Raw genomic sequence first — 17,336 nt, 5'->3', positions numbered from 1 at the left:
GAAAAAGGATGAAGTTCGTAAGAACTTCATCCTTTTTGTGTGCCCTATTATACCACTGTAATAAGGTAATTCTTTATAGGATAATATGAGAGCTTATTTTTTACCAGATTGTTCCATATTCCAGAAATCTGTAACAGCACCACGTGATGCAGAAGATACGGTATGGGCGTACTTACCAAGGACACCACGGCTATAGAGTGGTGGCAAGGTTGTTTCTGCCTTGCGTTTTTCAAGTTCTTCATCAGAAACGTCCATCGAAATTTCTTTAGTATCTTGGTCAACCGTAACGATATCTCCTGTACGAAGGTAGGCAATTGGTCCACCATCCTGAGCTTCAGGAGCGATATGTCCAACAACCAATCCATAAGTACCACCAGAGAAGCGTCCATCTGTTAAGAGGGCAACTTTGTCTCCTTGGCCTTTACCAACGATCATTGATGAAAGTGAGAGCATCTCAGGCATACCAGGGCCACCCTTAGGTCCAACAAAACGAACAACGACAACATCGCCATCAACGATTTCATCGGACAAGACCGCTTGGATAGCATCTTCTTCTGAGTCAAAGACCTTGGCTGGACCAACGTGACGACGCACTTTAACACCTGATACCTTGGCAACTGCACCGTCAGGAGCAAGATTACCGTTCAAGATGATAAGCGGACCGTCCGCACGTTTAGGATTTTCAAGTGGCATGATGACTTTTTGACCCGGTGTGAGGTCTGCAAAGTCAGCTAAGTTTTCAGCGACAGTTTTACCAGTACATGTGATGCGGTCTCCATGAAGGAATCCATTTGCCAGCAAGTACTTCATAACCGCAGGCACACCACCAACTTCGTAGAGGTCTTGGAAGACATACTGACCAGAAGGTTTCAAGTCGGCCAAGTGAGGCACACGTTCTTGGATAGTATTAAAGTCCTCAAGAGACAAGTCAACATTAGCTGCGTGGGCAATAGCAAGCAAGTGAAGAGTGGCGTTAGTAGAACCACCGAGAGCCATTGTCACTGTAATAGCATCTTCAAAGGCTTCACGAGTCAAGATATCTGAAGGTTTGATACCAAGTTCAAGCATTTTGACAACTGCACGACCGGCTGCTTCGATGTCTTCCTTCTTGTCAGCCGATTCAGCTGGGTGAGAAGAAGAACCTGGCAAACTCATCCCCAAAACTTCGATAGCAGTAGCCATAGTATTGGCAGTATACATACCACCACAACCACCAGGGCCAGGGCAGGCATTACATTCCAGACGTTTCACGTCCTCAGCAGTCATATCGCCGTGATTCCACTTACCGATTCCTTCAAATACAGAAACCAAGTCGATGTCTTTGCCATCCAGTTTTCCAGGGGCGATAGTACCACCGTAAGCGAAAATAGCTGGGATATCCATATTGGCAATGGCAATCATAGATCCAGGCATGTTCTTGTCACAACCACCGATAGCCACAAAGGCATCCACGTTGTGACCTCCCATAGCAGCCTCGATTGAGTCCGCGATGATATCACGAGACGTTAGGGAGAAGCGCATACCCGGTGTTCCCATGGCAATACCGTCGGCTACGGTAATGGTTCCAAACTGCACAGGCCAAGCACCAGCAGATTTAACACCTTCTTTAGCCAATTTCCCAAAGTCATGCAAGTGAATATTACACGGTGTGTTTTCTGCCCAAGTCGAGATGACCCCAACAATCGGTGTTTTAAAGTCCTTATCTGTCATACCAGTCGCACGAAGCATGGCACGGTTGGGTGATTTTACCATGCTGTCATAGATGCTGCTGCGGTGACGTTTATCTAATTCTGTCATTCAAGTCCCTCCCATTTCAGTTTGTTCCATTATAGCACAATTTTCACATGAATAACAGAAGAAAATTTTTAAATTTTCAGACAATTCAACAGTGTACGATAAAAAAATACAACTTTTTTTGTCAAGTAACTTTACTTTACAAAAAAGTTTTGATATACTATTAAAGTTGATGAAAATCAAACCTAATTGAATTTATATCTTAAAAGGAGAAAAACGAAATGGCAGTACCTGCACGTCGCACTTCAAAAGCGAAGAAAAACAAACGTCGTACACACTACAAAGTAACAGCTCCATCTGTAAACTTTGACGAAACTACTGGAGATTACTCACGTTCACACCGTGTATCACTTAAAGGATACTACAAAGGACGTAAGATCGCTAAAGCTGCATCAGCTGAATAATAGAAGGGAGATACCATGCGCGTAAATATTACACTTGAACACAAAGAATCTGGTGAACGCTTGTACCTTACTTCTAAAAACAAACGTAACACTCCAGACCGTCTTCAATTGAAGAAATACTCACCAAAACTTCGCAAACACGTTGTGTTTACAGAAGTTAAATAGTGGGTCATTACGTTTCAGTAGAAACGAAAAAACCTTGATTTAACGCGATTCTTGAATTTTAAAAATTCAATGTATTGCAATAAAAATCAACCGAATGACTACATTTTTGACTACATTTTTTGTGAAATAAATTAGATGTTCGGATATATAAAAGAGACAACAGGGTCAAATCTGTTGTCTTTTTCGTTATATCAATTTTTAAGACCTCGGATACCTGTTTCTCAGTGACCTAGGTAATAGCTGCTCTGCTTCTCCCTCGTTAAATGTTTGCTCTTCTTCAACTTGTAAAGCTTTTTGAGCTTTTTTATAAGCACGTAGACTTGTCTTAGGTCTATTTTTATAAACACTAGCAGTCTCTTTAATCAGCTCATCTCTTCTATCTCTAATTTCCTCTATCGTAAAATTATCAAAGTCAACTAATAAAGATATATATTTTTCTCTAATTTCCCATAAAGTATCTGCTGACTTTCTTAAAGCGATCACCTTATCGTCATTATCTGTTTTAAGATTGTAAGTAGATAAGCATAATAAAACGATACCCGCTATTGCAGAAAAAAACTTCCACCACACATTATGACCAAACAAAGATGAAAGAGCGGGACTAACTGTTATTGCAGACGAAATAATAGATATTACTTGTCGAAATTTCGCCCACCATAATATACGAGCTATTTCTTTTTCATCTGTAGTAAAACTATATACTAACTTGGCATGTTGTTCAACGATTTGTTGCCATAACTTTTGATACATAATATTTTCACTCATAAAAAATCCTCCAAAGGCACATCTATTTTCCCATAAATTTTCACTCTGCCTTGATGTACCCCGTATACTTCTACATAATGATTGCCTTTGAAATTAATAGGTTCAACGATCTTATATGTTCTTTTTACAATTTGACCTCTGATTGCATTTCTACTATTTGCTATCGCTCCAACATTTCTAACCTTCCAATACCAATAAATACCAGGAGCATCTTTAACTGAAAAGATTATTTTTGAGTTAGGTTTTATTGGGATTCTAAATTTATGTGAAATGCTACCTTTCCTAAAACCATTGATCTCCAAACTTGATTGGATTTCAACAGTCTTTTCTATAGCAATATCCCATCCCATTTCATCTGCAAATTGCTCAGTATCAATAGCAGTGCCGATTGGTTCTCTAGTGCTACGTTTTGAGATTGAAACTCTGTCAGTTTGGAAATTTTTTCCAGATAGCAGTTTTGGAAATTTTTTCCCAAAGACTTTACTCCAATACTCTTCTGATTTCTGATTATCTCTACAGAAAACAATAGCTGCTTCGCAAATCCTTAGAGCACTCTCTGCCTTACGTTTTATAGCAGTGTCAATCTCAATGCTGTAGCTTCCATCTAGCGAGAGTAGAATATTATTATTTTCGATAAAATTTATTACATACCTGAAAAAATCGCGCGATATCCAATCAAAATATACATACCCTGTCTTAGACTCATCCCAAGTTTCAAAAAAACTATAGCTTAATGAATCTATGGCAATTCCATGCAATCCAACATCGTTTGTATCGTTCCATGCACGTAACATACGACAAAATTTTTTAACAGCACTTTTATATCGTTTATTCTGGTCCGTTAGTTTATATTGTCCAAGCCTAGGGTCTGTCTCTTCCCAACTACCACCGTTATTAGCATTAGGATATTCATACTTATCTGTACCAGATAATTTAAAAGCTGGTAATACCTCAAAGCGAATGCCGTCAGAGAACTCGATGCTAACAATCTGTCCATCTCCCTTAATAATCGAATCTGAATAGTGCTTCAATAATTTGCTTTTCAGATCCTGAAGCAAGGCACTCTGACCGTTTCCGCTATACTGAGCAAATCGATCTTTTTGATTTTCTGGAAGCTCTACAAGTAAGTCTATATCACTCAAGTGTATTGCTGTCCCCCGTCCATACGAACCTACCAATATGCTATGTAAAACTTCAGAATCTATATTCCAATAGGCTTTGTTAATTATTTTAGTAATTACTTTTACTCTATTGCTTATAGTATTTACATCATCTTCAGAAGTCTTCAAGTTTTTTTCAAACGCTTTAAAGTGTTCAATTACATCAAATTCTAACATCTACACCTCTATTTTATAGTCACTCTGCTTCAGAAAGCTTATAATCCAGTAACATCTTTAATGTAATAATACTACTAAATATTTGCTTTGTCAATATGTTGTGTTTTTTTAAAAAGCATACACAATATATTGTGTTATTTTGTAAAGTGAACACAAAAACACTCTAATTTGAATGTAATGAACTGCACCCCAAAAGTTAGATTTTTCTGTCTAATTTTTGGGGTGTTTTATTATGAAATCAACTTATGAAGATAAAGTTCAAATATATGAAATGAGAAAGCAAGGGGAGAGCTTTAGACAGCTATCAGATCAATTTGGGATAAACATTTCTAATTTTCAGTACATGATTAAATTGATTGTTCATTACGAAATAGAAATTGTTAAAAAAGGGAAGAGTCGTTACTATTCTCCCGAATTAAAGGAAGAAATTTATAGAAAAAAGTAATCTTATAAATACAAAATATTACTCTAACAGAAGATGTTAAACAACTTGTTGGGAAATCAATTTACCCTTCAGATGGTCGGTTAATTGCTTGCAAAAAGTAATTTAAGGAAGTTCGAAAATATTTACATTGTTTAAACTGTTCTATTATCTACTTGAGATTGAATTTAAATTTCTGTTTAATCCATATAAGTATACGAGACGATATCGGAAAAGAGTCAAATATTTTTTGTGCTAAGCAATCATGAGTATTAATTCTGTCTAATTCAGGATAATTTATGTCAATAGTCACTGAACATTTTTTCTTAATATAATTCAATTCTCTTGAACAATAGACGCAAGGTGCCTGTGTTACAAGTATATTCATTTTATTAATTTCCGACTCTTCCTTCCTAAGTTTTGCGAAGAGTTTCCTCTCACAGCACGTAAACATCCGATTAAATTTACTATTTGATTTTTCTGGAAAATCTTTGAATTGTCCATATGTTATAGAATCATTTTCATTAGGTAAAAAGTATCTCACATCATCAGTTAATTTTGCTGCTGGAACTTTATTTAGTAACTCACTAAATATGTTATGAAGGTCATTTCGGTCATCTAAATCTAGGTGATTTATTGAATAAGAATAATAATCAAAACTATCATTATAAGCAACAGCATAACAATTCAAGTTCCGTCTATTTTTTCCTGTCAGTGTGTTCAAAGCATTAGAAAATTCGACATTATTAATCATTTGTCCGAACCAATTGTTGTTATCGACTGAAACAAGACAAAGTATTTGATTAGGAACGTGTCTGTTCAATGTACTTTGGAATTTACTTGTTAAATTATTTAATTTGTTTGAAAAAGATTCCAAAAATTTTTCCAATGATTGCTTTCTCAGTTCAAAATTCTCTCTATCGTTAATTAGTAATTCTAAAATAATTCGTAAGAGTGTTAGTTTGAGTACAGGGTTTAAACCTATATCATATTGTTTAATAAAATAGGTTAAAATTTTATTTTTTTCCTCCAAATTTGATTCAATATAAATAGTCACATCAATATCATTATCTTCTTTATCTAAATAGGGGATCCAACCGATTTTTATATACGAATAAGAGGTGTATAATAGCTCTCTATATATTTCAAAGTGTATCCGACGTCGAAATTTCGTGCCATCTTTAATTTCATAAAGACATTTTTTAAGTTCTGAATAGTAGAATTTAATAAATGATAATAGTTTATAGTATGATTTATTACTATTAGAGAATTCTTTGAAGAATTCTACAGGATCAGCACCTTCACTATTTTTTAATTTTTGATAAACAGATTGAACGTAATAAAAATCTGATATGTAGTCTATAAATGATGTTCCATCATCATAATCAGACAATAATGTATCTAAATCAATCCTCACTTCTCTATTTTCATAATTGAAGGTAAAGCTTTGTTCCTGCAGAGTTACTAATAATTCTTCTATATTTTCCATTTCTAATCCTCCAAAAAGTCAAGTCACTAGTGTCAGTTCCCAGTCAAACAAATTTTCGACTGGGGGTCTATTTTTATTCGCTATTTCATCAATCCATTCTCTACCATTAAGATAACAAGGTTGTTCGTCATATTAAAGAATGAACGCCCATTTTTCACTAAGTTATTTAGAGTGTTTTATAAGTGCTTCTTATTTAGCTGGTGCGTAGGGGTCAATATTTTTATCCTAACCAGAGCGTGTTTCCCCCCATAGCTTATATAATCTCATTTGTTAAATTAAGCTAGACAATTTCACAAGACTCAGAAAAACTTGATACGGAGTTTGGTAGTTCAAGGACTTCCTTAGGATTTGATTTCTCTTATCAGCTATAGCTGATAAGAGAAATATTTGTAAAATCCATTTGTTTTTGTCGATTATTTCACCTTATCTTGATTCTGTTCTTCTAAACTCCACGAACCTGTCTATACTAGAAGAAAGCGACGTTACCATGGTTTGTTGCAATATAATCATTTATGGTTATTGAAGGAAAATACACTAATAATTATTATGTGCTTTTTATATAGTATAGATGATTTTTACAAACACCTAGATTATATATTAGCTAGCTTTGATTTGAAAATTCTAACTCATCGTTAATTCTTATAACATAAAAAATGACTATTTGGAGCAACTCTAAATAATTTTGTAAATGTTCTTCTTCTCTTTTATATCCAAATTTACCATGAGAAAACTTATTTCTAATCTTTAATCCATTGCCATATTTTTTATCATCCAAAATATAAGATAAATAATTACTTTCATGTTCAGAAAAAAGATTATCTGAGTATTCACAATACCCTTTCTTACAAAGGTCCTCTGCAATATTTAGTATCATTTTATCTTTATAGTATAGACAATATGTACCTGATTTCCATAATTTATTCAAAATGTTAATTTCTTGAAAGTTTGAAAATTTTATTACATCGTTTGATAGTTTTAAAAGATTCTTTTCTATTAGAATATTTATTTGTCTTATCTGATAATCATCAAAATCTGTAATCTTCACACCTTCTTTTATATGTTTGAAGAAGGTTTTATGTTCTTCTTTCGATGAAATGAAGCTAAGTGGACTTTGATCAGAAAAAAGCGCAGAGAACAATGCAGAATTATCAGGAGTGTCGTTCAATTTGATAAATTTTTTCTTATTAAAGGATTTCAATGTAGCATAAGAGGAAGTGCCAGATTTAATCTCTAATAAATCTTGGTCAATTTCTCCATTTCTAAAAAATAATTCATATTGGTCTAAAATACCATCCATTTCACTGATTATACATTTTCCTCTTTCATAGAAAGTAGAATCTTTATTAGAAGCATGAAAGTAGAATCCCACTATATTTAACTCATCCTTTAAGTAAATATTAAAGTACCATTCCACAATTTTTTCAATATCAATGCCATTTTTTTTCAAATAAACAAAATATGCAAAAAATAACAAACTATACGTAGTTTTTAATTTCGGATGAAAACCATTAAAATTAGCATTTGATTTTGGGGAAAAGAAGCGTGAGAAGTCAAATCTTTCGTCATTGGCAATAAGCCAGGGTAATCCTATTTCATAATTAAAGAAACCCAAAAAATATATATAGTTATTTAATAAGGTTGGAAAGTCATGATATTCATCCAGTAATAATTTGTTAAGAATAATTTTATTTTTTTCTAACTGAAATAACTTATCAGCTGCTAAGTTATCAATACTAATGGATTGAGAATACTGTAATGTCTGACTGATACCAGAATTTTTTTCTAAGAACTCTTCAATAGTTCTTTTAGCTAGGAGTTTAATTGGGTCATTAAACTTATATTCGCTTAATTTCTTATAATCAACTATTTTTTGTAAATAGTTTGGGTTAATATTATCCGTATTACAATATTCTTTTGCTAGATTATTTATCTCTTCATTTGTGATTCCTAATTTAATGTATAAGCCATTATTAGAATCTGTAAATCTTCCTGATTGATGATCCAGGAAAAATTCTATATTTCTAGATAAAGAGAGAAAATTTTCTTTAACAACTTGTGGGAATAGATCAATCAATTTTGTAACAATTTTAAGATTTATTGTCCGAATGTTATATTTTTTAATGTATGATTCAAACTGGGAAGCATCATCTTTATTAATTTTTCCTAAGGATAATACTAATTCCCAAAAGATATCTTTATAAAAAATTTCAATGCTATCATAGTCTATTTCAAAAATGGTATTTGGGAAATTCGTGGATATATCGTTATGAAATTTTGAAATTAGATGTTTGAATTTAGAAAATTCAATTTCTTTTTTAATTAACTTCAGTATTAAATAGGTTTCTATTAAATTATTAATTTCAGTCGATGGCTGATACGCTTCAATGTAGTTCAGAGCTATATCGTATTGATATGGCTCTATTACATTATTAGGAATATGAAATCTTTGCTGTTGCATATCTGTGATATCCTTCTTAAATTTGTACGAACCTAAGCGATACTTAAAGTAATTGAGTGTATCTTGAAGAGTTTTTGTTATTTGGTTTTTGTTATATCTTCATACATCTCAAACAATCTTGCAACCGTTTCACTTTCAGTTAACCAAGTTCTCTTTCCATCTACGATTTTTGTCATGTCATAAGCTTCCATAACTGCTTTATCATTAGCCTGGTGAGCCCGTCTAAGTTCGACTGGCATAGTTAACTCATCATAAAGATCAGCTAATGAGCTATCTGGATATAGCGCACGTGCATCGAGAATTGCTTGAGCAGTTTTAGAGATTTTACTCTTCTGCTCCTCAGTCAATTCAGGCCAAGGGAAATTATTATAAACAATGTCTTTTGAATATCTGTAATCAGATTTCAAACGACCAGCTACTGTCCTCATCCATGCCATATGGACATTTGATGTCAATATTCCTAAATCAAGTAAATCTGCATCAGGCACTATCAAAGTTCCCATAACTGGAATTGTTTTATCATCTAAAAAACCAATTGGAACATATTTTCTTCTTTCAGAAGAAACACAAGGAATAATTAGATATTTATCAGGGTTTAATTGCTCTCTAAATAGTGTTGGTGTATTTGCTAATTTTAATGATTCAGAAGTATTCGCATTGATACGAGCTTCTCTACATTTTTCAACTCTATCCAAAACTATCGGCATTGAACGGAGTTCTTTAGGTGTGATTCCTACAAGCCACAAGCAATAGCGTTCTTTATTTTGAATAAATTCCTTTGCACCAACCATTCGCTTAATCCACTTTGCAGATTCAGGAGATGATTTGATAAAGTCGTCATACTCCGTGGCTTCAATTTTTAGATGATTATAGTCACATGGCTTATTTGGAGCAATCATTGGCTTAGCACCACTAATTGACTTATTTCTACTTTCTATAAAGATATTTTCAGCTTCAATCTGATAAGCATTTATATTACTTACTTTAGATTCACTTCCATTATCATAAATAACTTTATTCGTTGTGACCGATGTAGAACTGAATCCTACAATGATACAATGAACATGAGCTTTTAAGTTTGCATCACTATTCCAAATAAAGGATTTATAGACAAAATCAATTTCATTACCCATATCAAAGATTAGTGGCCATAGAATAGAGATTTGCTCTCCTTGCATGATTGAGTTGGTCGATACAAATGCGCTCTTGATACTTGTACCTTCCATGAATTTAGAAGCTAACAGGTACCAACTAGCAACAAAGTCTAATTTTCTATATTTCTTAGTGTAGGGAGAAAATACGACATCCATATCTTTCTTTTGTTCAGGTGTTGAATATTTTGAGCCAACAAAAGGCGGATTCCCAATAATATAACTCAGCCTATCTTTAGGTACAATTGTTTCCCAATCAATCTTTAAAGCATTTCCCTCAACAATATTAGTGTAAGACTTGAGTGGTAAAAAATCAATATTCGCAAATACAATATCTTTAGTTTCTTCCAGCATCTGGCTTTCTGCAATCCAGAGGGCCGTTTTAGCAACAGAAACCGCAAAGTCATTGATCTCGATACCATAAAATTGATTTAATTTCACTTTAACAAGGTCTTGACCTAAGTCTAATGCTACTGTATCTCCCATATAAAGCTTAATAGCTTCATTTTCTAAACGTCTTAGGGATATATAAGTTTCTGTAAGGAAGTTACCTGAACCACAAGCTGGGTCAAAGAATGTCAGACTAGATAGCTTTGACTGAAACTGTTTAGCTCTTTGTTCAACAGTTTTAAATTGCTTGAATTGACGAATCTCATTCAATTCATCTCTTAGTTCATCCAGGAAGAGTGGATCAATTACTTTATGGATGTTTTCAATAGAGGTATAGTGCATACCACCGCTTCGACGTGTTTCTGGGTTGAGTGTAGACTCAAATACTGCTCCAAAAATCGTAGGACTAATTTCAGACCAGTCAAAGCTAGATGAAGCATGCTCCAAAATTAACTCACGTAGTTCATCCGTAAAGTTTGGAATTTCTAGCCTATTCTCAGCAAACATCCCTCCATTAACGTAAGGAAAAGCAAGAAGCTCCTCATCCAAGTACGGATCTCGTTCTTCAATCGGAGTATCTAAGATAGAGAAAAGGTCAATTAACCCTCGTCGGAAGTCACGGCTGCTAAAACGAGCCAGGTAATCATGAAACATCATGTGATGTCCAAAAATTCCCGCATCTTCAGCATAAAGACAGAATACTAGACGCACAACAAGTTGGTTAATCGCATGAAGACTATCTGGACTATCAGGATTGATATACTGCTTAAGCAGCCCCTCGTAAATCTCTCCAACGATTTCTCCAGCCTCAATAGAAACCTTCATCTCACGTTCTAGGTGTTCATTTGTCTTATCTATCAGAAATTCTAGACGATATGCTTCTTTCTCCAGGTCAGCTAGTTTAATGACCTTGGGTTCACCGTTTGGTTGTTCCATATCATAGACATAAAACTCTTTAAAATTACATGTTACAATCCAACGGGGTCTTTGAGAATACGGTAAATCTGTGGCATATCGTTTAGCTTGTTGAAATGGTGTTAGATAAGTACCATCAGACTGTTTAATAGCTTTATTTAAGTCCTTGTGAGAACCCTTTTGTTCAATCAAAACCTTTGTCGCATCAATAAAACCATCAATAAAACTTGTTTTGTCAATCTTAACTGTATTTTCAAATCTTATGTATTCTGTAGGTTTTTCAATCCCATATACTGACTGAAGTAGATCAAGCCAAAAAGATTGGCTATCTTGTCGCTCGTTCCCACGATTTTCCCAACGTTTAATAAACGCCTGGGCATTTTTCTTCTGTTGCTTGATATCCATTTCATCTCCAATAATATTACTACTTGATGTTATTATACCATTAAAAATAATCAATTTGTTTTTTTATAAAATTTGAAATTTTATAAATCGTTTTTTGTGGCATACTACTACTGCAAATTAAAAAATCAAAGAGCCATCGGTCGGATGGCTCTTTTTTTTTGTCCAAAAAGGAGAGTAGTAAAATGCTAAATAAAGAAATCATTTTTCCAATATATTCAAAAATATTAGGAAAGTATTTAAAAGAGGAAATGAAAAAGAAAGGTCTAAGTCAATACGATATTTCTTTTGCATATTCTAAAGAAGATATAAAATGTATAGATAATAGAACAGTTAGAGGGATTTTGAAAGGGAGTCGAAACATGACAGTAGATTCACAGACAGGATTTCAGGAGAGTCTTGGAATTAAGACACCAAAAGATCTATTTTTTCCAAATGAGCAATTTTGTTTGAGCCTTATTTCAGAAATCTTGGAAGTTTTAAAAACAGATTCACATTTTAAAAAATCATCGCTCAGACGACAACTATTTAATTTTTTAAATAGAAGATATGGGTGTAATGATATTAAATTTGAAAATTTTGAAAAAAATATTATTGACAAATTTATCGTAAGTTTATTAAATTTTTTCCCAGAGTTTCCAAATGAAGAATCATCTTTAGAAATTTCAGAGAAAATTAGCGACTGGTTAGTTGAGTTAGCTTTTCTGCTATCAGAATTATAATTCAAAACCGGCAAAAATTTTGCCGGTTTTGAATTAGTAAGTTTGATAAACTGTAGTCATCTAAGAAAAGGAGGTACGTTTATGCGTACAAATAATCGTAAAAATGGCTATTCAGCCAATACAGCTAAACAATATGTTGATCAGAAGCAACCAATTCATTGTCTAAGTACTGAATTTGAACCGCAAATCAAGTTTGAAGATAGTCAGCCAACTGGTGAGATTATCGGACACAAGGCCTGGTTCTCTCAGAAAGGCTTGCCACCATTCCAAGTCAAATTCGAAACAGAAGTTGCTCTTCCACCATATTTAGCGATGGTTGATTTTGATAATCTAGAGGCTTGCGAAGTCGGCTACAATGTCTATTTTCGTGCGAATGGAATCAAAGAGGTTAAATAATGACTGATAAAGACCTTGCTCAATACTTGCTCCAAGCCCTAAATATGGGGCTTGGAGCTATCATGCAGGGGGAAACTAGCTACAGTAATAGTTTTCACACGACAATCATGCAAGATGGCTTTCTGTTTATACCAAGACTACCAGCAGGTTTCATTATTGATGATGAACTTTATCAGAAGATTTTTCTGATTGCTAACGCTGCTCTTTATCCACGATATACAGTACTTAAACAAAATTCTGCTTACTTTGTTGCTCTTGAAACCGATGATATCCACGTTCAAAGAGGATTATTTTTCCCTTGGAAAGTAGGAATTTCAGAAAGACTTGTAATTTCAGATTTAGATCAGTTTGTTTTGAAGCAAGAAATTAACACAGTACCAATAATGAAAAATCTAACTCTGGATTTTAATAAAGTAACTTCTATAGCTATCGCAGGAAATAGTGGTTCAGGGAAATCATATGCTTTGACTTATTTTCTAAGTTTACTGAAAAATTTTTCTGATTTAATCATTGTGGATCCTAAGTTTGATACACCTAGTCGTTGGGCCCGGGAAAATGGATTTCCTGTTCTCCATCCTCAAAGAAATCGATCTAAATCAGATTTTGTATCAGAGATAAATGAAAATCTTAGTTCATGTTTGAATCTTATCCAAGAACGTCAAGAAATTCTCTATGATAATCCAGATCAAGAGTTTAAACATTTAACTATTGTCATAGACGAAGTTCTAGCGTTATCGGAAGGTGTCAATAAAACGATAAAAGAATCTTTCTTTTCCCTCTTATCCCAAGTTGCTCTATTGGGCCGAGCGACTAGAGTTCATCTTTTATTAGTTGGTCAGCGTTTCGATCATAACACAATTCCAGTTTCTGTTCGCGAACAATTGAATGTACTTATTCAAATTGGAAATATCAATCAAAAGACAACACAATTTTTGTTTCCAGATCTAGACCCAGAAGGTATTGTGATTCCTATTGGTAAGGGTACAGGTTTGATTCAAGTTATTGATAACGAACATCCCTATCAAGTGTTACCGTTGTTATGTCCAACATACTTTACAAAGAAAGGAATTTTATAATGGAGAAGACATTTTTTCAGAAGACATTTAATCTATCCAGATATCTATTAGTTTTTGTAATTCTTAATACTGTCTTGAGTATAACTTCTCGTCTTTTAATCCTTTTATTTAATAATGAAGTTTTTTCAAGAAAAATTGTCGTAATACAAAATAAATTGTATTTGCTTTCTATGATATTTTTATTAGTTGTTATTATGCTGTTTTTACTTCTTTCAATTTTATTAACAATTGAGCTGACGGATAGATATAAAACAGACAAAATATCCAACTATTTTGAATCAGTGAAACAAACTATCAGACTACGTTATTTTTTAATACAACATGAGACTATCTCAACTAGTATAAATAGTTTTCAAAAAAATTCAATTATACAGGATTTTAACAAATCTGTTGCTGGTAGTATTGTTGATGTAAGAAATGAAAGTGTAGTAGTTGTTCTAAAGTATCCTACTTCTCAGCAATCACAGCAAATTTTTAGGAATATGGGATCACATATAAAAGAAGAAATCTCGAATTGCAATCCCAAATTTTATTTTTCATCTCCGATTAGAATCGGGAATAAATTGTTTTACAAAGGTTCGAAAAGATAGTGAAAATAGAGTTTTTGACACACGTAGTGGATGTCAAAAACACTCTGTTTTCATGGATTATTCAATATGTATAAATCACTACGACTATGGATCAATAATCAACGATCAAAAAGTTAAGTCGGTTTACGAAAATTATCATATTTATTTGGAAAATACAGTGAGGAAAAAACGATGTTAAGTTGCAAACGAACCAACCAATATTTTGTATTGTTAAATAGAGGTAGCCCATGTATAAAATTCATTGATTTAAATAATAGGGAAAATTTTATTAATAAAAGAGGTAATATCTATGATTAAAAATAGACGTGCTAATAAGTGGACTTTCTTGCTTTATCAAGATAGCGCTCCTGAAAATCATAAAGAAATTCTTGACAGAATGGGAGTTCCTTTCGTTCTTAGCCCATGGCATGATAAGGATATCAATGAAGAAACTGGGGAATTTAAAAAAACTCATCGACATGGTGTGCTTTTCTTTGATTCGCTCAAGAGCGAAAGCCAAGTTTCTGAGCTTCTGACTGAAAAATTAAATACACCAAAGCATGTTGAGGCTGTTATGTCCCCAACCGGAATGTTTCATTATTTGACTCATGCTCAGAATCCGGAGAAAACACAGTACGATGTTAAAGATATTGTTGCAGGTTGTGGATTTGATCTTGAGCAGTTTATTATTGAGAACAGTAAAGATAATTATTTAGAAACGGCTATCGATATCATTAATGAATAGAATTTTACAGAATTTGGTAGTCTAGTAAATTATGCACGTAAAAACGAGCCCATTCTTTTAAAATTAATTGTTCAGAAGCCATTCTTTTTTGTAAAATTGTTGGATTCACTCCGATATAATAAGAATAAACAAGATTATATGATTAAACAGATTAAAGAAGATGAGGCATACTATCGTAAACAATATCGTGAAAATAAAGAACAACAGAAGAAAAAAGAAGACGACTTACTTTATCTTAAACAGGATTATATCAGAGAAAAGAAACGTTTGAAAGAAAAGAATGAGGAATATCGACGGAATCAAAATTCTCATAGAGAAAATAATCATTTGAAAGACAAAGAGATGGATAGATGACCTCAAATCAATTATTAATATTGAATCGAATTGAACAGATTTTGACTTGTTTACTTGCTATGATGCAGAAACAGCAAGATATTCAAAAGAATGTGAGTATTCTAACTCAGAAAGAGCTGCTTTCTATACTTAAAATTTCACCAAATACATTGAAATCGTGGGAGAAGACAGGTCTTAAGCGTCTTGAACCACCTATCGAGGGTACTCGAACTGTTTACTACAAAATGGAAGATGTGCTGAACTATTTAACTCCTTAATTTTAAAAATGTGCTAAAATAGTAACATCACATAAATAGTGTGAGGTTGTTATTTTAGCCTTTTATATATCCGAACGTGAAAGGCTACTATGCAGAAAGAAACTATCATTCACAACAATCGGAAAGTCATTAAAACTACCAAGAGTAATGGAAGTATTAGCTATACGCAACGTGGTGTGTATATTGGTGTAGATGTTAAGACTGGAAAAAAAGTTACATCATCTATAACTGCTAAGACTCTAAAAAGTCTTGATAGAAAAATCATTCAAGCTCGGCTTGAATTTGAAGCGAAGGGCTCAACTCTAAAAGAGACTTTGCTGATTAATAACTTCGAGTCGTTAGCAGAAGCCTGGTTTGTCAGTTTTGTAACTTGGGTGACTTCTCAGAATACGATTAACCGAGTCCGAAGCTATCTTGATACCTATCTCATCCCTAAGTTTGGAGAATATAGGCCTGAAGAAATAAAATCTGCAGATATTCAGATTTGGGTTAATAAGCTAGCCCAGCAATCTAAAAAGTCAGTTGAATCAGGTATGAAAAAATCTAAAAAGGGCCATGCAAAAGATTTCGGTGCAGTTATCTATAAGCTTAGTGATATTTTCGATTATGGGATCACGAATTTTGAACTAACAAATAATCCCGCTCGTACAGTGAAAATTCCTCCAAAACCAAAGGTGGTAAAGGAGAGAATCATGGTATTGCATGGAGAGGATTTGGCTACTTGGCTGAACTATCTGAATACTTTACCTGATACACGAGCTAATCGAAGATTCAAAGTTATCTGCGACACGCTGCTAGCTTCTGCACTTCGAATCAATGAGCTTTTAGCTTTGACGATTAATGATTTGGATTTTGATGCTAATGAAATTATCGTCAATAAAACACTAATGTGGAAAGCTGGAAATAAGAAACTTGAGATTAAGGGCGAGATTGTTTGTAAGAACAGTGCCAAGACTGATGCTGGCAACAGAAGAGTTGCAGTCCCGATACAAGTCTTAGATGACTTGAAAGCTTTTCATGCTGAGATGAGTGATTATTTTGTGAGTCATGATTTACCAACTGTGGATCTAATTTTCCCGACAATTTACGGGAACTATATGTGTGATAGAAATGAACGTGCAACACTTAAAAAGCGTTTGACTGAGTTGGGATTACCAAACTATGGTTTCCACCTTTTCCGTCATACACATGCTTCTTTGATGCTGAATGCTGGTGCGAACTGGAAAGAACTCCAGATAAGAATGGACCATAAATCGATTAAAACGACAATGGACACTTACGCTGAATTGGCACCGAAAAAGAAGGCGGAAGCAGTTGAAATCTATCTCAAAGAAATTGCGAAATTGACGGCATAGCAAAATGACTACATTTATGACTACATTTTCTGTAGAATAATCTAAAAACGTTGATATGAAGGCGTATAGAGGGTGCTAAAATAACATTCACAACCTTTACAGAAGTGAAGTAAGCATTCAATACGAATCAATACATAAGAAAAACGCTGATTTCAAGCGTTTTTTCTTTTT

Annotated in this window: 14 protein-coding genes and 3 pseudogenes; 10 read left to right on the top strand and 7 right to left on the bottom strand. The window is 33.6% G+C overall.

All coding sequences use genetic code 11. The annotated features are described in order from the left end of the window. Window positions 1-93 precede the first annotated feature (93 nt). The gene (gene ilvD, locus NML75_RS00930; protein ID WP_074324508.1) at window positions 94-1,797 is read right to left on the bottom strand and encodes a dihydroxy-acid dehydratase; all 1,704 of its coding nucleotides are present in this window, start codon (window positions 1,795-1,797) and stop codon (window positions 94-96) included. Between the two features lie 218 nt (window positions 1,798-2,015). Between ilvD and rpmF the strand changes: the two genes are divergently transcribed. Both rpmF and rpmG read left to right on the top strand, forming a co-directional pair. Further along, window positions 2,016-2,198 carry a 50S ribosomal protein L32 gene (gene rpmF, locus NML75_RS00925; protein WP_000290417.1) on the top strand — a complete coding sequence of 61 codons (183 nt, stop codon included), beginning with the start codon at window positions 2,016-2,018 and terminating at the stop codon, window positions 2,196-2,198. A 15-nt stretch (window positions 2,199-2,213) separates the two neighbouring features. Then, a complete protein-coding gene (gene rpmG, locus NML75_RS00920) occupies window positions 2,214-2,363 on the top strand; it encodes a 50S ribosomal protein L33 (protein WP_001265622.1) in 150 nt (49 codons plus the stop codon). Between the two features lie 198 nt (window positions 2,364-2,561). Here the strand turns inward: rpmG and NML75_RS00915 are convergent, their stop codons facing one another. Next, window positions 2,562-3,128 carry an SLATT domain-containing protein gene (locus tag NML75_RS00915; protein ID WP_254731275.1) on the bottom strand — a complete coding sequence of 189 codons (567 nt, stop codon included), beginning with the start codon at window positions 3,126-3,128 and terminating at the stop codon, window positions 2,562-2,564. Continuing rightward, window positions 3,125-4,465 (bottom strand): SMODS domain-containing nucleotidyltransferase, encoded by a 1,341-nt coding sequence (locus tag NML75_RS00910; protein ID WP_254731272.1) that lies wholly within the window; start codon window positions 4,463-4,465, stop codon window positions 3,125-3,127. The genes NML75_RS00915 and NML75_RS00910 overlap by 4 nt, the downstream gene beginning before the upstream one ends. A gap of 232 nt (window positions 4,466-4,697) precedes the next feature. On the opposite strand from NML75_RS00910, the pseudogene NML75_RS00905 reads away from it, so the two are divergent. Then, window positions 4,698-4,904 (top strand): annotated as a pseudogene (locus NML75_RS00905) (IS3 family transposase); the annotation flags it as partial. A 154-nt stretch (window positions 4,905-5,058) separates the two neighbouring features. Here the strand turns inward: NML75_RS00905 and NML75_RS00900 are convergent. The 4 genes and pseudogenes from NML75_RS00900 to NML75_RS00885 form a co-directional block, all read right to left on the bottom strand. Continuing rightward, window positions 5,059-6,375, bottom strand: a complete 1,317-nt coding sequence (locus NML75_RS00900) for a hypothetical protein (RefSeq protein WP_254731269.1) — start codon at window positions 6,373-6,375, stop codon at window positions 5,059-5,061. Between the two features lie 270 nt (window positions 6,376-6,645). Continuing rightward, window positions 6,646-6,753: pseudogene (locus NML75_RS00895) on the bottom strand (IS30 family transposase); the annotation flags it as partial. Between the two features lie 223 nt (window positions 6,754-6,976). After that, the gene (locus tag NML75_RS00890) at window positions 6,977-8,833 is read right to left on the bottom strand and encodes a hypothetical protein (protein WP_254731266.1); all 1,857 of its coding nucleotides are present in this window, start codon (window positions 8,831-8,833) and stop codon (window positions 6,977-6,979) included. Window positions 8,834-8,910: 77 nt separating this feature from the next. Continuing rightward, entirely contained in the window at window positions 8,911-11,694 is a 2,784-nt protein-coding gene (locus NML75_RS00885; RefSeq protein WP_254731263.1) for a DNA methyltransferase, read from the bottom strand. A gap of 182 nt (window positions 11,695-11,876) precedes the next feature. Here NML75_RS00885 and NML75_RS00880 point away from each other — a divergent pair, with 182 nt between their 5' ends. The 7 genes and pseudogenes from NML75_RS00880 (at window position 11,877) to NML75_RS00850 (ending at window position 17,165) form a co-directional block, all read left to right on the top strand. Beyond that, on the top strand, window positions 11,877-12,413 hold the full coding sequence (locus NML75_RS00880; protein ID WP_254731260.1) for a hypothetical protein: 537 nt from the start codon (window positions 11,877-11,879) through the stop codon (window positions 12,411-12,413). Window positions 12,414-12,494: 81 nt separating this feature from the next. Further along, window positions 12,495-12,809: a hypothetical protein gene (locus tag NML75_RS00875; protein WP_139658322.1), complete on the top strand. Its 315-nt coding sequence runs from the start codon at window positions 12,495-12,497 to the stop codon at window positions 12,807-12,809. Continuing rightward, on the top strand, window positions 12,809-13,885 hold the full coding sequence (locus NML75_RS00870) for an AAA family ATPase (protein ID WP_254731257.1): 1,077 nt from the start codon (window positions 12,809-12,811) through the stop codon (window positions 13,883-13,885). Before NML75_RS00875 ends, NML75_RS00870 begins: the two co-directional genes overlap by 1 nt. An 879-nt stretch (window positions 13,886-14,764) precedes the next feature. Next, window positions 14,765-15,331 (top strand): annotated as a pseudogene (locus NML75_RS00865) (replication protein); the annotation flags it as partial. 6 nt (window positions 15,332-15,337) lie between these two features. Further along, entirely contained in the window at window positions 15,338-15,553 is a 216-nt protein-coding gene (locus NML75_RS00860) for a hypothetical protein (RefSeq protein WP_254803999.1), read from the top strand. Further along, window positions 15,550-15,810: a helix-turn-helix transcriptional regulator gene (locus NML75_RS00855; RefSeq protein WP_070494005.1), complete on the top strand. Its 261-nt coding sequence runs from the start codon at window positions 15,550-15,552 to the stop codon at window positions 15,808-15,810. The genes NML75_RS00860 and NML75_RS00855 overlap by 4 nt, the downstream gene beginning before the upstream one ends. 89 nt (window positions 15,811-15,899) lie before the next feature. Continuing rightward, window positions 15,900-17,165, top strand: coding sequence for a tyrosine-type recombinase/integrase (locus NML75_RS00850; RefSeq protein ID WP_254731255.1), 1,266 nt, complete (start codon window positions 15,900-15,902; stop codon window positions 17,163-17,165). The last annotated feature ends 171 nt before the right edge of the window (window positions 17,166-17,336 follow it).

Source organism: Streptococcus sp. CF4-3 (assembly GCF_024295385.1).
Lineage (GTDB): Bacteria > Bacillota > Bacilli > Lactobacillales > Streptococcaceae > Streptococcus > Streptococcus infantis_I.
The sequence above is the reverse complement of the archived record's forward strand: the minus strand, read 5'-3'. Positions and strand labels throughout refer to the sequence as shown.

Coding starts and splice junctions, on each gene's coding strand:
- NML75_RS00850 (WP_254731255.1), top strand. CDS start 15,900: ATGCAGAAAGAAACTATCATTCACAACAATCGGAAAGTCATTAAAACT.
- NML75_RS00900 (WP_254731269.1), bottom strand. CDS start 6,375: ATGGAAAATATAGAAGAATTATTAGTAACTCTGCAGGAACAAAGCTTT.
- rpmF (WP_000290417.1), top strand. CDS start 2,016: ATGGCAGTACCTGCACGTCGCACTTCAAAAGCGAAGAAAAACAAACGT.
- NML75_RS00910 (WP_254731272.1), bottom strand. CDS start 4,465: ATGTTAGAATTTGATGTAATTGAACACTTTAAAGCGTTTGAAAAAAAC.
- NML75_RS00890 (WP_254731266.1), bottom strand. CDS start 8,833: ATGCAACAGCAAAGATTTCATATTCCTAATAATGTAATAGAGCCATAT.
- NML75_RS00870 (WP_254731257.1), top strand. CDS start 12,809: ATGACTGATAAAGACCTTGCTCAATACTTGCTCCAAGCCCTAAATATG.
- NML75_RS00915 (WP_254731275.1), bottom strand. CDS start 3,128: ATGAGTGAAAATATTATGTATCAAAAGTTATGGCAACAAATCGTTGAA.
- NML75_RS00880 (WP_254731260.1), top strand. CDS start 11,877: ATGCTAAATAAAGAAATCATTTTTCCAATATATTCAAAAATATTAGGA.
- rpmG (WP_001265622.1), top strand. CDS start 2,214: ATGCGCGTAAATATTACACTTGAACACAAAGAATCTGGTGAACGCTTG.
- NML75_RS00860 (WP_254803999.1), top strand. CDS start 15,338: ATGATTAAACAGATTAAAGAAGATGAGGCATACTATCGTAAACAATAT.
- NML75_RS00875 (WP_139658322.1), top strand. CDS start 12,495: ATGCGTACAAATAATCGTAAAAATGGCTATTCAGCCAATACAGCTAAA.
- NML75_RS00885 (WP_254731263.1), bottom strand. CDS start 11,694: ATGGATATCAAGCAACAGAAGAAAAATGCCCAGGCGTTTATTAAACGT.
- NML75_RS00855 (WP_070494005.1), top strand. CDS start 15,550: ATGACCTCAAATCAATTATTAATATTGAATCGAATTGAACAGATTTTG.
- ilvD (WP_074324508.1), bottom strand. CDS start 1,797: ATGACAGAATTAGATAAACGTCACCGCAGCAGCATCTATGACAGCATG.